This is a genomic window from Kitasatospora sp. NPDC059673 (genome assembly GCF_042734215.1).
Classification (GTDB): domain Bacteria; phylum Actinomycetota; class Actinomycetes; order Streptomycetales; family Streptomycetaceae; genus Kitasatospora.
Genome location: NZ_JBHWEN010000005.1, coordinates 67,739 through 84,137 on the forward strand (window position 1 = coordinate 67,739; position 16,399 = coordinate 84,137).

14 protein-coding genes are annotated in these 16,399 nt (G+C 72.5%); 10 read left to right on the forward strand and 4 right to left on the reverse strand.

The features are described from left to right. Nucleotides 1-100: 100 nt before the first annotated feature. Both ACFV18_RS08215 and ACFV18_RS08220 read right to left on the reverse strand, forming a co-directional pair. Complete coding sequence (locus ACFV18_RS08215; protein WP_380480541.1) at nt 101-2,356, reverse strand: MMPL family transporter; 2,256 nt, start codon at nt 2,354-2,356, stop codon at nt 101-103. 164 nt (nt 2,357-2,520) lie between these two features. After that, nucleotides 2,521-3,009, reverse strand: coding sequence for a tyrosine protein phosphatase (locus ACFV18_RS08220; RefSeq protein ID WP_380480543.1), 489 nt, complete (start codon nt 3,007-3,009; stop codon nt 2,521-2,523). A 406-nt stretch (nt 3,010-3,415) separates the two neighbouring features. Here ACFV18_RS08220 and ACFV18_RS08225 point away from each other — a divergent pair, with 406 nt between their 5' ends. Continuing rightward, nucleotides 3,416-4,285 (forward strand): hypothetical protein, encoded by an 870-nt coding sequence (locus ACFV18_RS08225; protein WP_380480545.1) that lies wholly within the window; start codon nt 3,416-3,418, stop codon nt 4,283-4,285. 506 nt (nt 4,286-4,791) lie between these two features. Further along, entirely contained in the window at nt 4,792-5,412 is a 621-nt protein-coding gene (locus ACFV18_RS08230) for a hypothetical protein (RefSeq protein ID WP_380480547.1), read from the forward strand. Nucleotides 5,413-5,473: 61 nt separating this feature from the next. Here the strand turns inward: ACFV18_RS08230 and ACFV18_RS08235 are convergent, their stop codons facing one another. Next, nucleotides 5,474-6,118, reverse strand: a complete 645-nt coding sequence (locus ACFV18_RS08235) for a response regulator (RefSeq protein WP_380480549.1) — start codon at nt 6,116-6,118, stop codon at nt 5,474-5,476. Further along, nucleotides 6,115-7,176, reverse strand: coding sequence for a sensor histidine kinase (locus ACFV18_RS08240; RefSeq protein ID WP_380480551.1), 1,062 nt, complete (start codon nt 7,174-7,176; stop codon nt 6,115-6,117). The genes ACFV18_RS08235 and ACFV18_RS08240 overlap by 4 nt, the downstream gene beginning before the upstream one ends. A gap of 242 nt (nt 7,177-7,418) precedes the next feature. Between ACFV18_RS08240 and ACFV18_RS08245 the strand changes: the two genes are divergently transcribed. The 8 genes from ACFV18_RS08245 to pstC all read left to right on the forward strand — a co-directional run bounded on the left by ACFV18_RS08245 (nt 7,419) and on the right by pstC (nt 16,396). Further along, nucleotides 7,419-7,946 (forward strand): hypothetical protein, encoded by a 528-nt coding sequence (locus ACFV18_RS08245; RefSeq protein ID WP_380480552.1) that lies wholly within the window; start codon nt 7,419-7,421, stop codon nt 7,944-7,946. 259 nt (nt 7,947-8,205) lie between these two features. Further along, nucleotides 8,206-9,003: a maleylpyruvate isomerase family mycothiol-dependent enzyme gene (locus ACFV18_RS08250; protein WP_380480553.1), complete on the forward strand. Its 798-nt coding sequence runs from the start codon at nt 8,206-8,208 to the stop codon at nt 9,001-9,003. A 541-nt stretch (nt 9,004-9,544) separates the two neighbouring features. Further along, complete coding sequence (locus ACFV18_RS08255; protein WP_380480555.1) at nt 9,545-9,898, forward strand: DUF1508 domain-containing protein; 354 nt, start codon at nt 9,545-9,547, stop codon at nt 9,896-9,898. Further along, a complete protein-coding gene (locus tag ACFV18_RS08260) occupies nt 9,895-10,275 on the forward strand; it encodes a hypothetical protein (protein ID WP_380480557.1) in 381 nt (126 codons plus the stop codon). The genes ACFV18_RS08255 and ACFV18_RS08260 overlap by 4 nt, the downstream gene beginning before the upstream one ends. A 354-nt stretch (nt 10,276-10,629) precedes the next feature. Next, nucleotides 10,630-11,649: a substrate-binding domain-containing protein gene (locus tag ACFV18_RS08265; RefSeq protein WP_380480559.1), complete on the forward strand. Its 1,020-nt coding sequence runs from the start codon at nt 10,630-10,632 to the stop codon at nt 11,647-11,649. Between the two features lie 178 nt (nt 11,650-11,827). After that, a complete protein-coding gene (locus tag ACFV18_RS08270; protein WP_380480561.1) occupies nt 11,828-12,412 on the forward strand; it encodes a hypothetical protein in 585 nt (194 codons plus the stop codon). A 292-nt stretch (nt 12,413-12,704) separates the two neighbouring features. Then, a complete protein-coding gene (locus ACFV18_RS08275) occupies nt 12,705-15,182 on the forward strand; it encodes a hypothetical protein (RefSeq protein WP_380480563.1) in 2,478 nt (825 codons plus the stop codon). 203 nt (nt 15,183-15,385) lie between these two features. Beyond that, complete coding sequence (gene pstC, locus ACFV18_RS08280; protein ID WP_380480565.1) at nt 15,386-16,396, forward strand: phosphate ABC transporter permease subunit PstC; 1,011 nt, start codon at nt 15,386-15,388, stop codon at nt 16,394-16,396. Nucleotides 16,397-16,399: the final 3 nt, after the last annotated feature.

Below are 16,399 nucleotides of genomic sequence, written 5' to 3' on the forward strand. Positions count from 1 at the left end.
GAAGGTATGGAGCTTCGGTGGAGCTGACAAGAGGGCAGGGCGGACCGATTTCACAGGACGGCCACAATTGGTGGGTGGGCGATCGGATCGGGAGACGAGATCAACTTCCGTGCGGCGGTGCGCTGTTGTCACCCTCGGTAGCGATGTGCGGAAGCAGTCGGTCCAGTCGGCGGGGCGTCCACCAGGCGGCGTCGCCGAGCAGCGTCATCGCGGCGGGGACCATCAGGAGCCGCACCACGGTCGCGTCGATCAGCACGCTGACGGCCAGGCCGAGGCCCATCATCTTGATCACCACGTTGTCGCTGACGATGAACGCCGCGAACACGCTCACCATGATCAGTGCGGCGCAGGTGATCACCCGGGCCGTGGTCTCCAGCGCATGCGCCACCGCGCCCCGGCTGTCGCCCGTCACCAGCCAGCGCTCGTGCACCCGGGAGAGCAGGAACACCTCGTAGTCCATGCTGAGGCCGAACACGATCGCGAACATCATCATCGGCACGTAACTCTCGATCGGGACCTTGCCCGACACCCCGAGCGCCGGCCCGCCCCAGCCCCACTGGAACACCGCGACCAGCACCCCGTACGAGGCGGCGATCGACACCAGGTTGAGGATCGCCGCCTTCAACGCGACCAGCGGCGCCCGGAACACCAGCAGGATGATCAGAAAGGCGAGCGCGACGACCACCGCGATGATCGGCAGCAGCCGGCTCGCCACCAGATTCAGGAAGTCCACCTGCGCCGCCGTGGTGCCGGTGACGTACGTGGCGGCGGCCGTCCCCCGGACGGCGTTCGGCAGCACGGTGTCCGCCAGGTGGCCGACCAGGTCGGTGGTGGCCTCGTCCTGCGGGGCCTGCGCCGGAGTGACGGTGGTGAACAGCACGTCACCGTCGCCGCTGGTCTGCCACGGCGCGGTGCTCGCCGTGTTCGGCACGCTCGTCAGCGCCTGCTGCACGGACGACGCGAGCGCGGGACGGTCGGCGGCCGGGACCGCCGTCTGATCGACCACCACCGTGAGCGGCCCGTTGGAGCCGGGCCCGAACGCGGCGGACATCAGGTCGAACGCCCGCCGGTCGGTGAACGACACCGGGTCCGCCCCGTCGTCGATGTGCCCGAGCTGGATCGACGGCAGCGGCACCGCCAGGATCAGCACCGTCGCCAGCCCCGCCGCCAGGTACCACCACGGACGGCGCTCGACCCGCCGCGCGTAGCGGTGCCACAGACCCGTCGCCGACGCGTCGTCGGGACCGGTGCCCTCGGCGACCGGCGTGCGCACGGTGAAACGATCCATCCGGCGGCCGATCAGCCCCATCATCGCGGGCAGCAGCGTCAGCGCGCCGCACACCGCCGTCACCACCGTGACACCCGCGGCGAGGCCCAGCTTCGCCATGAACGCGATGCCCGACACCGACAGCCCCGCCAGCGCGATCGCCACCGCGCAGCCGGAGATCAGCACCGCCCGGCCGCTGGTCGCCACCGCGTGGCCCGCCGCCGTCGGCGGGTCCGCACCGTTCATCAGGTTCTGCCGGTGACGGGTCAGCAGGAACAGCGCGTAGTCGATGCCGACGCCCAGTCCGATCATCGTGGCGAGTGTCGGCGCGACCGTCGCGAACGTGCTCAGCGCCGCCAGCAGACCCAGCAGCCCGAGGCCCACCACCACCGCGACCAGCGCGCTGACCAGGGGTAGTCCCGCCGCGATCACGCTGCCGAAACCGACCATCAGCACCAGCACCGCCACCGCGAACCCGATCAGCTCGCTCACCCGGTCGTCCGGCGCCGGCCGCGCCAACTCGCCCAGCGGACCGCCGTACTCGACCTGCACCCCCGCCTGCCGCAGCGGCGCCACCGCGGCGTCCACCTGCGACAGATAACCGGTGCCGAAGGTGGCCGGATTGGCATCGAAGCGCACCGTGATGTACGCCGTACGCCCGTCCGAGGAGAGCGGGCCGCCGGGCGGCGCGCCCTGCCCCGGCGGCGGCCACGGATCCTGTGCGGACAGCACGTGCGGCAGGTGCTGGAGGGACGTCACCGCCTGGTTCACCTGGGCCTGGAAGTCCGTCAGCGGCTGGTCGTCGTGCAGCACCACCTGCGCGCTCGTCCCGCCCGCGGACGGTTCGTGCGCCTGAAGCACCTCGCGGCCGTTCTGGGCCTGCGTACCGGGCAAGGAGAAATCGTCCGAATACGCACCGCCTACGGTCCGGTTGGCGACCTGCACGCCCGCAAGCACCAGCAGCCACCCGACGATCACCACCACCGAATGCCGCGCACACCACGTGCCCACCCACCACAGCAACCCCCGGCGCGGAGCTGCCGAACGGGGCTCGGACCGGTCCTCCGACGCGGGCATCGTCCCTCCCATGGGTCCACCGTCACCACGTACAGTGATCGGAGCTTCAGACGGTAGGCGGGCCCGGTCTGCCCGCGAGTGCGCCTGTGGCGCGACACGGGTGAACCACCCGAACGCCAGGTCGGGGCGCGGGTGTCAGGGTGCGGGCGTCGGGGTGCGGGTCAGGGTTTGAGGCGTCAGGGCGCGGGCGTCAGCTCGTCGGTCCAGGCGCGCTGTTCGGTGGTGTCCGGGACGGGGAGGCCGCGGGCGTGGGCGATGCGTGCCCAGGCGGTGTCGGCGTCGAGTCCGTCGAGGATCAGGGTGGACGCCGCGAGCAGGGAGGACCGGCCGATACCGGCGCGGCAGTGGATCACCAGGTGGGCGCCCGCTCGGAGGAGGGTGGTCAACTCGTCCAGCTTCGGGCGGACTTGGGAGTGGGTGGGAGTGGTGAAGTCCGGAATCGGCAGGCTGTGGAAGTGGAGTCCGGCCGCGACGGCGAGCTCCGGTTCGGCGCTGAGCCCGAGTTCGGCGCACTCCGGCGGCGTCAGGGCGCTGACCAGGTCCGTGACTCCGGCGGCGGCGAGCGCCGCCAACTCCTCGGCCAGCCAGTCGCCGCCGCGCGGCCGGGCCATGGTGCTCAGGCGGCCGGGGCCGGGCCGTTCGACGGTGAACAGGGTGGGGCGCATGCGTGGGGTTCCCTTTCGGGTTGACGGGGGCGGTGGTTGAGGCCGGGCGGGGGCTGGGGCCGGAGATGCCGCTGCGGCGGTGGACCCGTTTGCGAAGGAGCGCCAGAACGGCGGGGGAGCGCCAGAACGGCGTGGGCGCGCCGGAACGGCGGGCGGCCGGGCTTGCTCGGCAAGGACGGGTGGAGGCGCGCGATATGGCCCGCGCGCGTTCGACGGTTGTCGAAGATAGCACCATCTGTTGTGGGCCGGTTGTGGGTGAAGCGCCCCCGGTGCGTCGGCGGCCTGTTCGTGCGGCGAAGGATTTTGCCTCTGCTGGGGAGTGGCATTGCGTCATCTTGGTGCGTGTTATCTTCGCGGTCGAAGTTCCTGGAGCACATCTTCGAGGGGGGAGATCATGCGCCGAAGCGTGATCCGTACTGCGGCGGCCGGCCTGCTGGCCGCCGCTGCCATGGTCGGCCTGGTGCCGACCGCCCAGGCGGCCGACCCGGTGCCGCCGACGCCCAAGTGCACGCTGCCGACCGACCCGTACCCGGGCGCGGTCGAGTTCTATCAGGGGCGCGAACTGCGGTCGGGTGACAGCCTGGTCGGCAAGGACAACGAGTCCAGCCTGGTGATGGAGGCCGACGGCAACCTGGTGCTCTACCTGCTCAACTCCACGGGCGGTCCGAAGCACGTGATCTGGAGCAGCGGCACCTCGGGCCACCCCGGCGCGTACGCCGTCCTGCAGCGGGACAGCAACTTCGTGGTGTACCAGGCCGGCGGCAGTGCGGAGACCGGCGGCGCGCTCTGGTCCTCCAACACCTGGGGGCAGAACGGAGCCGTCCTGAGGCTCTACCCGGGTGCCGTGGTCCACGTGGACACCTGGGGCCAGGGGTGGAGCACCAGCACCTTCGAGATGCCGTCCGCCTTCTGCCCGGACATTCCGAGCTCGCCGGGGCTGATCACCTCGGGCTCGTGGGCGCAGTCCGCCTCGGTCTGGCTGGTCATCCAGCGGGACGGGAACATCGTGATGTACCGCAAGCGCGACGACAAGGCGATCTGGTCCTCCGGCACCTGGGGCCACGACGGCGCCATGCTGCGCATGCAGGAGGACGGCAACCTGGTGCTCTACAAGCCGGCCGCCCATCTGACCGACGCGATCTGGGCCACCGGCACCTCGTGGAGCCCCGGTGCGTACGCGCTGCTCCAGGACGACGGCAACTTCGTCATCTACAAGCGCGGCGGGAGCCCGAGCACGGGTGGGGCGATCTGGTCCACGGGGACCTTTGGGCAGTAACTCCCTTCCGTGAACGGTTGCTGAGCGTCGCCCCGGCCGGGGTGGCGCTCAGCTGCGGGCGCGGGCCACGATGGGGTACGAACTCTCACCGAATACGGCCGGCCCTTCCGGGAACTGTTGCGGGAGGATTTCCGGACGGTCGTTCGTGTCGGCCTCACCGGCGGGGCTGGCGACGCCGAACTGGCCGCCGCCAGTTGCGAGTTCCGCTGTTACGGTGATGAGACGTCCGCGTACTACCAGGCTGTGTGGCGCGAAAGGGCGCGGGCCAGGGGCGAAGCGCCGGGCGCGACGGCAGGTGTTGTTGGTCCGGCGGGCAGGAGCAGGTGCGACGGGGCGGGCGACCGCCCTGGGCGGGATCTCTTGCGGTGCGGAAGGTTCTGGGGTGGCGCGTGTCCGCCACACCGGTGCGTCCGAACTCGTCGTCCACGTACGGGAACTGGGCCACTGGCGGCGGTCGGGCCGCCCCGTTGCCGTCGAATGGTCGGCGACCCGGCACACTTGACCTCATGAGTTCCTCCCCCGTCGCCGCCCCCTGTCCTCCCGTCGCTCCGATCGCCGCCGGCGAGGACCGGTTGCCGCTGACCGAGACCCGGCGGGCCGAGCTGCTCGACTCGCTCAACGACGCCGTTCGGCGCCCCGAACTCTTCGGTGGCACGGCGACCGTGGTCGAGCTGCTCGATGCGCTGAACGGTGAGCGCGGCACGGCCTGGATCGCCGACACCAACGCCCGCAACGTCTCCACCCTGCTGCGCGGCGGCTTCGGCGAGGCGGACGCGCCGCTGGTCGCCTCGCAGTACGGCGAGGACGCCCACCGGCGGGGCTGGCTGCGACTGGACCGGGCGCTGGGCGGCGAGGAGCTGCGGGGGCTGCTCGACCGCGTCCTGGACTGGGCCGAGGACCGCCGTCAACTGGCGGATGTGATCAGCGAGTTCGGCGAGCCTTCGGTGGTGTACGGCGACCCCGCGCCGGACGCCCCGAAGACCTTCGGTTACGCGAGCGAGGACCGCGACGCGCCCGTTGCCGCGTTCCACTTCGGGGCGCACGGCGTGCTGTACGCGGTGCGGATCGGCGAGAACCTGCTCGGCGACTGGGCCCTCACCTCGGACGGGGTGAAGCTGTTCGACTGAGCTCGGCCGTGCGCGGAGTGCGTCGCGGCGGCCAGTGGCGGTCAGTCGCGGTCAGCGCCGGTCAGTGGCGGTGGTGGGCCAGGGCCCAGGCGGCGATGCCGACGCGGTTGCGGGTGGCGAGTTTGCGCTGGATGTTGGCCAGGTGGTTCTTGACGGTGCCGGGGGAGAGGAACAGATCGGCCGCGATCTCGGCGTTGGTCGCACCGTCCGAGACGAGTTCGGCGATCTGCCGCTCGCGCGGGCTGAGCGCCTCGCGCGGGGCCTGCTGGGACGGTTCCGGCGGGGCGTAGTGCCGCAGCAGCCGGAGCGTCAACTGCGGGCTGATCAGGGTGTCTCCGGCCATCGCGGCGCGAATCGCCTCCGCCAGCAGGGCGGGGCTGGAGCGCTTGAGCAGGAAGCCGGTGGCCCCGTTGCGGAGCGCCGTGTGGACGTACTCGTCGAGGTCGAAGGTGGTGACGACGACCACCCGGAGCGGGTCGGCGACGTCCGGCCCGGCCAGCTGGTAGGTGAGGTCCAGGCCGTCGAGGTGCGGCATGCGGATGTCGGCGAGGACGACGTCCGGCCGTATTCGGCGGGCGAGTTGGAGCGCGGTGCGGCCGTCGGCGGCGTCGGCGACGACCTGCATGTCGGGCTGGGCGTCGAGGATGATCCGGTATGCGGTGCGGATGTCCTCGTGGTCGTCGGCGAGCAGGATCCGGATGGTCACGGGGTCTCCGGGAGAGGGGTCGGGGCGGTCGGGGCTTGCGGGAAGGTGGCGCTGATCTGCCAGCCGTCCGGGACGGGGCCGGCCCGGAAGGTGCCGCCGAGGGCCTCGACCCGGGCGGCGAGGCCCGCCAGGCCGTGACCGCTGCGCGGTCGCGAACGCCGGGCGGCGGACGGGCCGTCGTTGTGGACGAGCAGCTCCAACCGATCGCCGGTGCGGGCGAGTTCGATCCGGACGGTGCGGGCGGTCGGGGCGTGACGGCGGACGTTGGTGAGCGCCTCGACGGCTATCCGGTGGACGGTGGCGGCGCTCTCCCGCCCCACCGGGCCCGGGGCGATGGCGAGTTGGACGGCCGGGCCGCCGGTGGCGGTGAACCGGGCTGCCAGCTCCGGGAGTTCGTGCAGGCCGCCGTGCGCCCGTCGCCCTGAGCCGTCCTCGTGCTGGTCGGGGGAGCGCAGCAGTTCGACGGTGCGGTCGAGCGAGGAGAGGGCCTGCTGCCCGGCCTGCTCGATCCGGGCGAACAGTGCGGCCGCGAGCTCGGGCGACTGCTGGGCCAGCACCGTCCCGGCCTGTGCCTGCGCGACCATCCCGCTGACGTCGTGGGCGACGAAGTCGTGCAGGTCGTGGGCGAGTTCGAGGCGCTGGGCGTGTCGGGCGGCGGCCACGGCCTGCTCGCGCCGGCGGTCGAGGGAGTGCAGGTAGCGGCCGACCGCGCAGGCGGCGGCGACCGCGAGGGCACCGAACGCGAACAGCGGCGGTTCGAAGCCGACGAAGCGCATCGGCCAGCCGAACGCGGCCAGCGCCGGCCACAGCGCCGACCGGTGCCGCCCGTGCCGGACCGCGAGCGCCACCAGCCCCAGCAGCGCGGCGAGTTCGACCACCCCGGCCAGCCCGACGGCGGGCGCCCCGTCACGGTACGGACCGGCCCACCCGGCCGCGAGGCTGAGCGCGACCGAGAGCCCGGCAGCGGGCGCGGTCCACCGGGGCCGGTACAGCGACCACCCGGCCACGGCGCCGGAGACTGTGAACCCCGCTGCGCCCCAGGCGAGTTCGCCGCTCATGCGGTGGCCTCGGGCAGGTCCTGCCGAGCTTTGAAGGAGCGCTCCCGCGGGTACGCGGCTGCCCCCTGGTCCCCGTTCATGTGATCACCCTAGGGGCCGCGGGGGTGGGGGTGGGTGTGCCGATCGGCACATCCCGGGCTCGGGGACTGGCCGTTCGGCATCTGCCGGGGTGGTGGGGGAGGGCAGCAGAGTCCTGGGGGTGGCCGGCGGTCGGCCGGCAGGAGACGAGAAGAGGACGAACAGTGAGCGAGAACCTGGAACCCGCACCGCGCTGGGCCGTGCGGGCGGCGCAGGCGGCGGCCTGGTCGGTGGTGCCGTCGGGCCTGTGGCGGGTGGCCCTGGGCGTGGGCCTCCCGGTGGGCTTCCACGGCGACCTGGAGCGGATGTTCGGCCGCTGGATGCCCGGCTGGGGCACCGTCTACGTCCTGGCCCTGAGCGCACTGGCGGAGGCGCTGGCCTTCCTGACCCTGGGCCTGGTCCGCCCGTGGGGACGGCGGGTGCCCCGCTGGGTGCCGGGCTTCGGCGGACGGGCCCTCCCCGCCTGGGGGGCCCTGGTTCCGGCCGGGCTGGGGGCGCTGGGGGTCACGGCGGTGACCTGGTCCGCGGCCATGGGCCCGTGGCAGCACAACATGAGCGACCCGGACTCGCCGCACGGCCTCGCGGGCGCGGTGATGACCCTGTGCTACCTGCCCCTGGTGGCCTGGGGTCCCCTCCTGGCGGCAGTGACGATCGACCACGCCCGCCGGGCCCGCCTCGCCGCCCGAGCCTGAGAAAGCGTGGGGCAATTGATCAACTCCGGGGTGAGGCAAGGGTGGTGACCTCCGCGCTGGAGCTTTCCGCGGAGAGTGTGTGGCTGTTCGTGCAAGCCTTGCTGTGGCTCGGAGTTGACGGATGCGCAATGGGTGGTGACCGATCCACTGCTGTCGCAGCGGCGGCGGTGCTGGACTCCCGGTCGGCCCGCAGTCACCAGGGCCCGGGCACGGCAATAATTGCTGTCCGGTGACCGCAGCGCGGTGATAGAAATCCGGCGTGCAAAAGACTCTTGAGCTCCCCGACTTGCTGCGACTGATCGACGAGCGGTCGGCCGCCTTCCGTGCCGCGGTCGCCGCCGCGCCCAGCCTCGACGTGCAGGTGCCGACCTGCCCCGACTGGACGCTGTTCGATCTGGTGAAGCACCTGGGCGGAGGAGACCGGTTCTGGGCCGCCGTCGTCGGCGCCGGGCCCGCCGGCGCTCCCCCGGCCGAGGCCACCGCCGTGCGCGCCGCCCTGGAGGTGCCGACGGAGCGCGAGGCGCTGCTGGACTGGCTGGCCGCATCGACGGAGCTGCTGCTGGGCGCCCTGCGGGAGGCGGGCCCGGAGAGCGGTTGCTGGGCGTGGTGGAGCCCGTTGCAGTCGCCGCACAGCTCCGGTGGGGTGGCCCGGCACCGGGTCCAGGAGACCGCCGTGCACACCTACGACGTCCAGCTCACCCTCGGCGACCCGGATCCGCTGCCGGCCGAGGTCGCGCTCGACGGCGTCGAGGAGTTCCTGTTCAGCTGCTGTGCGACGCCGAGCGCCTGGCCGCACGAGCCCACCACCTTTGACTTCCACGCCACCGAGGGCCGCTCCTGGCGCCTCACTGTGGATGCCGACGGCGCACGCACCACCAGCATCCCCGCGCCCGGCAGCACCGCCGGCCAGGACCTTGACCCGGCCGGCGTCGCCGTCCACGGCACGGCCGCCGAGCTGGTCCTCTTCTGTTACGACCGCATCCCGCTCGACTCCCTGCGCGTCGAAGGGGACGCCGAGCTGTTCGGCCTGCTCCGCGCCTGGGAGCCGGAGGAGTAGGACGCAGCGGAGCCGGCCGCCCCGGTCACTTCGCCGGGGCGGCGGCGACCTGCACGAGGTAGGCGCGTCGGGCTGCCCCCGGCGCCGTCCGGCCGTAGGGGGCGACGACCCGTCCGAAGCCCGGGTCGGGTGACGGGCGGGGCGCCGCTGTTCCCGAGGGGGCGGGAGCGTCCGTCCGCACCGGCCGTTGCTCAGCCGCCGAGGATGGCGTCCTCGACCAAGGTGGCCGCGTTGGTCTGGCCCTTGGCGTTGGGGTGCAGCAGGGCGAACCGCAGCGGGACGATGCTGTCACGTGCCGGGGCATTCCGCGGCCACCGGGCCGGTCGCGCATTAACCGGTCGCGCATTAACAAGGGAGAACTTCGGGGCGAACAGAGGCAGCTCGGGAGGGATTCCGCTTTCGGGCGTTGTCCGTGCACCCATAGCGTTCGCAGCGTGACGATGTGCGTCCGGTTTCGTGTGTGTGTGCGGGGCGGGCGGGGCATGCGGTGCTGTGGCCGAGGGCGGTCTCGGGCCGGTGGAGACCCGGGGGGTGGCGGGCGGTGCGCGGGGAGGGTCTGTTCACGGAGCGGGCGGCGAACGGACGGTTCCAGTGGCAGTTGAAGGCGTTGAACGGGCGGGTGGTGGCGGTGTCCTCGTCCGTCTACGACTCGGCCGGGGACGCGGAGCGGGCGTTCGCCGAACTGGTGGCGCTGGGACCGGCGTTGGTGGCGCGGATCACCCATGTCCGGGGCGGGCCGGGGTGGACTTGGGTGGTGCCGGGGGTGCGGGGCAATCCGCTGGTCAAGTCCAGCCGGGCGTACGAGCGTTACGCGACCTGCCAGAACGCGTTCCGGCGGTTCATGGCGCTGCTGGCCCGGATGTCCGAGGCCGCCGCGCCCGGGGCCGGGCGGTGAGCGGCCCGCGGCTGGTGCCGGTGCGCGGTGCGGACGGGCGGGCCGGGTGGTCGCTGGTCGCCGCCAACGGGCGGCGGCTGGCAGCGGCCGTCCGGGGCTACCGTTCGGAGCGGGAACTGGCGTCCGGCGTCGCCGAGTTGCTCGCCGAGCGGGCGGCGCTGCGGTTCGTGCTCAGCCAGCGCGAGGACCGGCAGTGGACCTGGACCGCGTACCTGCCGGCCCGCAGCACCCGGGCCGGGGCGGGTGGCGGCGAGGCGGTGGCCCGCAGCGCCCGGGGTTATCTGCGGCGCGACCAGTGCCGGCAGAGCGTGGCCGGGTTCCTGCAGGGCGTCGAGCACGTCCAGCGGATGTGGCGAACGTCCGGGAACCCCTGGTGAGTCGAGGGACGCAGTAGCGGGCTTCCGACTGTCCGAGGGGTTCGTGCACGTCCGGGCGGTGTCGGTGGTGCGGGGGTGAAGCGGAGATGGCCGAGGTGCCCCCGTGAGCACACCTGGAGAAGAACGTGTCCATGGCGGGGAGGAATCGTGGTGGTGGCTCAAGTGGCTTTGTGAGCAGGGAAGTTGTGGCACGGCGGTGCGGGCGGACGGCAGGGCGGGGGAGTGGGGAGAGGCTTCCCGACGGCCGTCGGCGGCGGCGAGGATCGCTCCGCCGGGAAGCCGCGGAGCTCCCCGGTGCCGGACCCCGCCAGGTCCGGTCCAGCGAGGCACGATCCCCCTCGGAGGAAGAGGACCATGCGTCACACCGCTGCCAAGGCGCTCGCGGCCGTTGCGTTCACCGCCGCCCTGACGACTGTTGCCACCGTTCCCGCCATGGCGGACCCCGCCGCTCTCCCCGCCGCGAAGGACATCGTCGGCGCGGGCTCGGACACCACGCAGGCGCTGTTCAGCCAGTTCTCCACCGACTACAACGCGACCCTGCCGGCCACCGACACCACCACGCCGCGCCTGTACAGCTGGGACGCCACCGGCTCTCCCACCATCGTCCCGAAGGCCGGCGGCAACTCGATTCCCCGCCCGAACGGTTCGAGCGCCGGCATCAATACGCTGAACACCACGAACAACCTCACCCTGGACTTCGCCCGTTCCTCCCGCGCCGCCCAGCCCACCGACCCGGCGAACTTCGACTTCGTCGCCTTCGCCAAGGACGCGGTCACCTGGTCCGCCCCGACCGGCGGTCTCGCCCCGGCGAACCTGACCACCCTGAACCTGGTCGACATCTACACCTGCGTCAAGACCGACTGGTCGCAGCTCGGCGGCGGCTCCGGCGCCATCAAGCCGTACCTGCCGCAGAGCGGCTCCGGCACCCGCTCGTTCTTCCTGCAGGCCATCGGCAACATCACCCCCGGCACCTGCGTCACCAGCGGCCCGGAGGAGAACGAGGGCACCGACTCGCGGCTGACCGACCCCGGTGCCATCTTCCCGTACTCCGTCGGCCACTACGTGGGCCAGCTGAACGGCCACACCTCCAGCACCGACAACCGCGGCAACCTGACCCTGCGCAGCGTCAACGGCGTCGCGCCGCTGACCTCGACCAACACCCTGAGCCCCGTTTTCGCCGGCGGCAGCTACGGCCGCGTCCTGTTCAACGTGCTGCGGGACGGCGACTACACCGCCACCACCACCCAGGGCACCGCGCTGCGCGCCATCTTCAGCCCCACCGGCTGGATCTGTGGCGCGACCGGCCGCGCCGACATCATCAGCTACGGCTTCCTGCCCCTGCCGGGCGCCGGCTGCGGCGCGATCATCCACTGACGTTCCCCTGTGCTCCACCGTCGCCGCCCGTCCCGCACTCACCGGGACGGGCGGCGGCCCGTAGCGGCGCACCCGCTGTGTACAACCGACCCGCACCGAGCACCCCGCACCGAGCACCCCGTACCGAGCACTCCGTACCGAGCACCCCGCACCCCGCACTCAGCTTGAAGGAGCCACGATGTCCCGCACGTTCGCCCGGATCGCCGCCGCTGCCGCCGGCCTCGCGCTCGCCGCCACCGCCGCCTCCGCGACCACCGCCTCGGCCGCGCCGGCCGCCGGCAACGCGGTGATCCGCGAGAGCAACGCGTTCTTCCAGCAGGCCGCGCAGGCGGGCATCGTGGCCGTGCCGCTGCCCACCGCGACCGCCGGGTACGACGCGAGCACCGGCCTGTCGGCGAGCTTCCCCGTCACCGACGGCTCCGGCAACCTCGCCCAGTTCTACGGGAACATCCAGTTCGGCGGCGGCCTGCTGTTCGTCGACGCGCGGACCGGTAGCGCGGTCGCCTTCCGCCAGCTGGCGTTCTCCGTCGACAACTGGCAGGTCACGGGCGTCCCGGACGGCTCCACCACCCCGGTCGCGCTGTTCGACCCGGCCGGCGAGACCGTGGTCACCAAGAGCGGCACCACGCAGAACCTGTCCGCCTCCTCGCTGACCCTCGACCCGGCCGGCGCGCAGTACCTGGACGGCAAGCTGCGTACCTCCTTCTTCACCGCGGGCCAGAGCGTCGGATCCTTCACGGTGGCCTACACGCCCGCCTCCTGACGTATTCGTCAGAGCCACGCACCGCACGTACCGCTCACCCCACCAGGGTCGGGCGGTACGTGGCTTGGGAGCTGATGGCACGTCAGTTCTCTTGATTCGAGCACCAATTGGGGTCTCGTACACCTGGTGGACAGCATCCGGTCAGACGTGAATGGCCGAATATCGTCGGAGCCGCCGAACGTCGCCGCTCCGCTCCCTGTCATCCGTGCGTGCCTGCTCCGGTGCGCCCGTCGCCGGAGGTGCTGTGCCGATGAGAGTCCGCCCGTCAGGGCCCAGAACCGGATCGCGCCCGTTGCAGGCCTGGTTGGCGGCCGTCCTGACCTGGACGCTGGGCGCCGCCGCCGTGCTGCTGCCGCTCGGCGGGACGGGCGTCCAGCAGGCGCAGGCCGCCGCCGGAACGACCGTGCCCGGGCCGCCGCGCTGGGACCCGTTCACCTGGACGAGCGGGCCGCGCGGCTCCGTCACCGTCACGCCGACCAGCGGCCTCGGGAACCAGGTGCTGCACGTCAGTTGGAGCGGATTCACGCCGACCGTGGACGCCGACTTCCAGCCCGTCCCGGTGGTGCTGAACCCGCACGGGAACTCCGGCTTCGACAAGGTCGCCCGCTACCCGGTGCGGATCTACCAGTGCCGGGGCGAGGAGCCGAAGATCACCGACTGCTACGGCTCCAGCCTGTACAACGCCGACCCGGCCAAGGGCTTCCAGCAGGAGCGGCCCGCGCCCGGCACCAACACGCCCGAGTTCCCGTCCAACATGGCGATCGCGGCCACCCGCCCGGACGGCAGCGGCGAGGCGGACATCGAGGTGTGGACCGCGCAGCAGAGCCAGACCCTGGGCTGCGACCCCAAGCACAAGTGCTCGCTGGTGATCGAGGCGAACTACGGCGGCGACTCGATCGGCGCCTACCAGTTCCCGACCGGCGAGATCAACTGCGAGGACCACTCGGCCGACTCCGACGGCCTGTTCAACACCGCCAGCGACAACGTGGTGGCCGTGGAGAACACCGGCGGCAAGCGCTGGGCCAGCGGCGAGGCCTGCGCCTGGGCGAACCACGTCGTGGTGCCGCTGGACTTCGGCCCCACCCCGGCGGCCTGCGCGGCCAGGAACGCCGACTTCTCCGCGATCGGCCTGGAGATGGCCGACCGTGCCGTCCAGCAGTGGCGGACCGGCCTGTGCCAGGGCAACAACCCGCTGACCGTGCAGTACACCTCGGGCGGCGGCGAGCCGCAGGCCCGGTCGGCCTTCCTCGGCGGCTCCGGCGCCGACATCGCACTCACCTCGATCCCCGACCGCAACCCGGCGAGCCGCCCGTACACGTACGCGCCGCTTGCCAACAGCGCGATCTCGGTGGTCTTCCTGGTTGACGACGGCGACAGCCACCGGCAGATCCGCAGCATGAAACTCAACCAGCGGCTGCTGGCCAAGATGCTGACCCAGAGCTACCGGCTCGGCACCGACGACGAAACCGACAGCGTCAAGGGCAACCCGATGTGCGTGTTCGCCGACCCCGAGTTCCTGAAGCTCAACCCCAGCGGCGGCAACGGCCCGACCTGGCCCGGCTGCCTGGCCGGTGGCACCTTCGCCGCCACCGCCCCGATCGTGGTCGGCGGCACCACCGACCTGGTCACCCGACTGACCACCTGGATCGCCGCCGACCCGGACGCCGCCGAGTTCCTCCAGGGCGCCGCCGACCCGTGGGGCGCGCACCTCAACACCAAGTACCTGCGCTCCAGTTACCCCGGATTCCCGGTCGAATCCTTCCAGCCCCAGGACTTCTCCGGGAAGAACAACTGGAAGCAGTACGAGTGGAACCCGGTGCTCGGCGGACTCGGCCAGGTGCTGCGGATGACCCTTGAGGTCCGGCCGTCCTGCCTGAACCCCGACGAAGTCCAGGGCCAGCACGCCAAGTGCATCAACCAGGACAACGGCAAGCGCGCCCTGTTCGCCGTCATGGACGCCGGCCAGGCCCAGGCGATGAGCCTGCCCGAGGCCCAACTCCCCAACCCCGCAGGTGGCTTCACCGCCCCGACGATCGGCGCCATGCAGGCCGCCGTCGCCGACATGCCGCTCGACGCCGCCACCGGCACCCAGCAACTGCCGTACGGCGAAGCCGACTCGGCGTACGCCAAGGACAGCAAGGCCTACCCGCTGACCATGGTCCAGTACGCCATGGTGCCCACCCACGGACTGTCCGAGGACAAGGCCGGCGCGGTCGCCCGCTTCCTGCGCACCGTCACCGACCCGGGCCAGGGCCAGATCTACGGCCGCCAGCCCGGCCAACTCGCCGCCGGATTCGCCGATCTGACGGACAGTCAGGTCAAGGCGGCGAAGGCCGCGGCCGGACACGTCGCCGCCCAGGACAGTGCCCTGCCCGGCAACCAGACCGCGCCCGGCGGCAAGGGCGACGGCGGAAACTCCACCGGTGGCGGCGATGGTTCGGGAGGCGGAGGCGGTAACTCCGGTGGCGGTGGCGGCGGTTCGTACCTCGCCGACGGCGCCCCAGGAGGCGGCGCCCCGAGCGAGACGGCCGGCCCCGGCAGCAGCGCCAAGCCCGGCGGCAGCACCGCACCCACGCTCGGCGCCAAGTCCGTCGGCCAGTCCGCCGCCGACCGGGCCGGCCTCGCCCGGCTGCTGCTGCCCGTGATCCTCGCCACCGGCGCCGTCCTGCTGGTCGGCGGACCCGCCGCGCTGCTGCTGGGCGGCACCCCCGCCGGCGCCGAACTGCGCCGCAGGGCCGGCCGGATCCGCGCCCGCCTGTTCGGCCGCTGACCCGTCCCCGGTCCGCTGCCGGTCCGGTGCCGAGATCCGGCCCGGGTCCGCTGCCAATGCGCTGCCGGTCCGCTGCCGAGATCCGTCCCCGGTCCGCTGCCGATCCGCTCCGTCGGGCGGGCGCCCCGCGCGCCCGCCCGGCCCGCGACGGCCCGCACCGACGTCCCGCCCCACGAACCCTCACCGCGCGGAGAGTTGACACCATGACCGCCGCCGTCCAGCCGACGGAAACCCGTGTCCCACCACCCGAGGCCGACCGGCCCCGACCGATCAGCGCCCCCGCCTCGCCCGCCGACCGGGCCTTCCGCGGCCTGCTGCGCGCCGCCGGCCTGTCCGTCTTCGCGCTGATGGGCCTGATCGCGTTCTTCCTGCTGCTGCGCGGCACCGAGGCACTGAACGCCGTCGGCTGGTCCTTCCTCACCGAGCAGCGCTGGCGCACCGCTGCGCACTCCTTCGGCATCGCCGCGGTGCTGCCCGACGGCCTCCTGATCGCCGTGATCGCCCTGTGCATCGCGGTGCCGGTCGCGCTCACCGCCGCGCTGTTCATCTCCGAGTACGCGCCCGTCCGCCTGCGTCCCATGCTGATCTCGCTGGTCGACCTGATGGCCGCCATCCCCAGCATCGTCTACGGCCTGTGGGGGCTGTTCTTCCTGCAGCCGCGGATCGTCGGCCTGTGCCGCTGGCTGGCCGTCCACCTCGGCGGGGCGCTGCCGTTCCTGGAGGTGCGTACCGGCGAGATCGCCACCTCCTACACCTCGTCCACGTTCATCGCCGGCACCGTGGTCTCCCTGATGATCATTCCGATCATCACCTCACTCAGCCGCGAGGTGTTCTCGCAGGCCCCCGCCGGCGAACGCGAGGGCGCGTACGCGCTCGGCTCCACCCGCTGGGGCATGGTCCGCACCGTGGTGCTGCCGTTCGGGCGGGGCGGCGTGATCGGCGCCGTGATGCTCGGTTTCGGTCGCGCGATGGGCGAGACCATCGCCGTCGCGCTGATCATCTCGCCGGTGTTCCGGCTCTCCTGGCACGTCCTGGAGAACGGCGGCAACTCGATCTCCTCGCTGATCGCGCTGCGCTTCAGCGAGTCCGACAACCTCTCGCTGTCCGCGCTGATGGCCGCCGGACTGGTGCTCTTCGCCCTCACCCTGCTGGTCAACGTGGCCGCCGGGTTCATCATCAGCCGGTCCCGGTCCGGCGCCTCGACCTCGGACTGACCG

What these genes read in the sequence shown, in the direction of transcription:
- ACFV18_RS08230 (WP_380480547.1), top strand. Translation starts at nt 4,792, where the DNA reads ATGAGTTCCTCCCCCGTCGCCGCCCCCTGTCCTCCCGTCGCTCCGATC.
- ACFV18_RS08265 (WP_380480559.1), top strand. Translation starts at nt 10,630, where the DNA reads ATGCGTCACACCGCTGCCAAGGCGCTCGCGGCCGTTGCGTTCACCGCC.
- ACFV18_RS08270 (WP_380480561.1), top strand. Translation starts at nt 11,828, where the DNA reads ATGTCCCGCACGTTCGCCCGGATCGCCGCCGCTGCCGCCGGCCTCGCG.
- ACFV18_RS08240 (WP_380480551.1), bottom strand. Translation starts at nt 7,176, where the DNA reads ATGAGCGGCGAACTCGCCTGGGGCGCAGCGGGGTTCACAGTCTCCGGC.
- ACFV18_RS08220 (WP_380480543.1), bottom strand. Translation starts at nt 3,009, where the DNA reads ATGCGCCCCACCCTGTTCACCGTCGAACGGCCCGGCCCCGGCCGCCTG.
- pstC (WP_380480565.1), top strand. Translation starts at nt 15,386, where the DNA reads ATGACCGCCGCCGTCCAGCCGACGGAAACCCGTGTCCCACCACCCGAG.
- ACFV18_RS08215 (WP_380480541.1), bottom strand. Translation starts at nt 2,356, where the DNA reads ATGGGAGGGACGATGCCCGCGTCGGAGGACCGGTCCGAGCCCCGTTCG.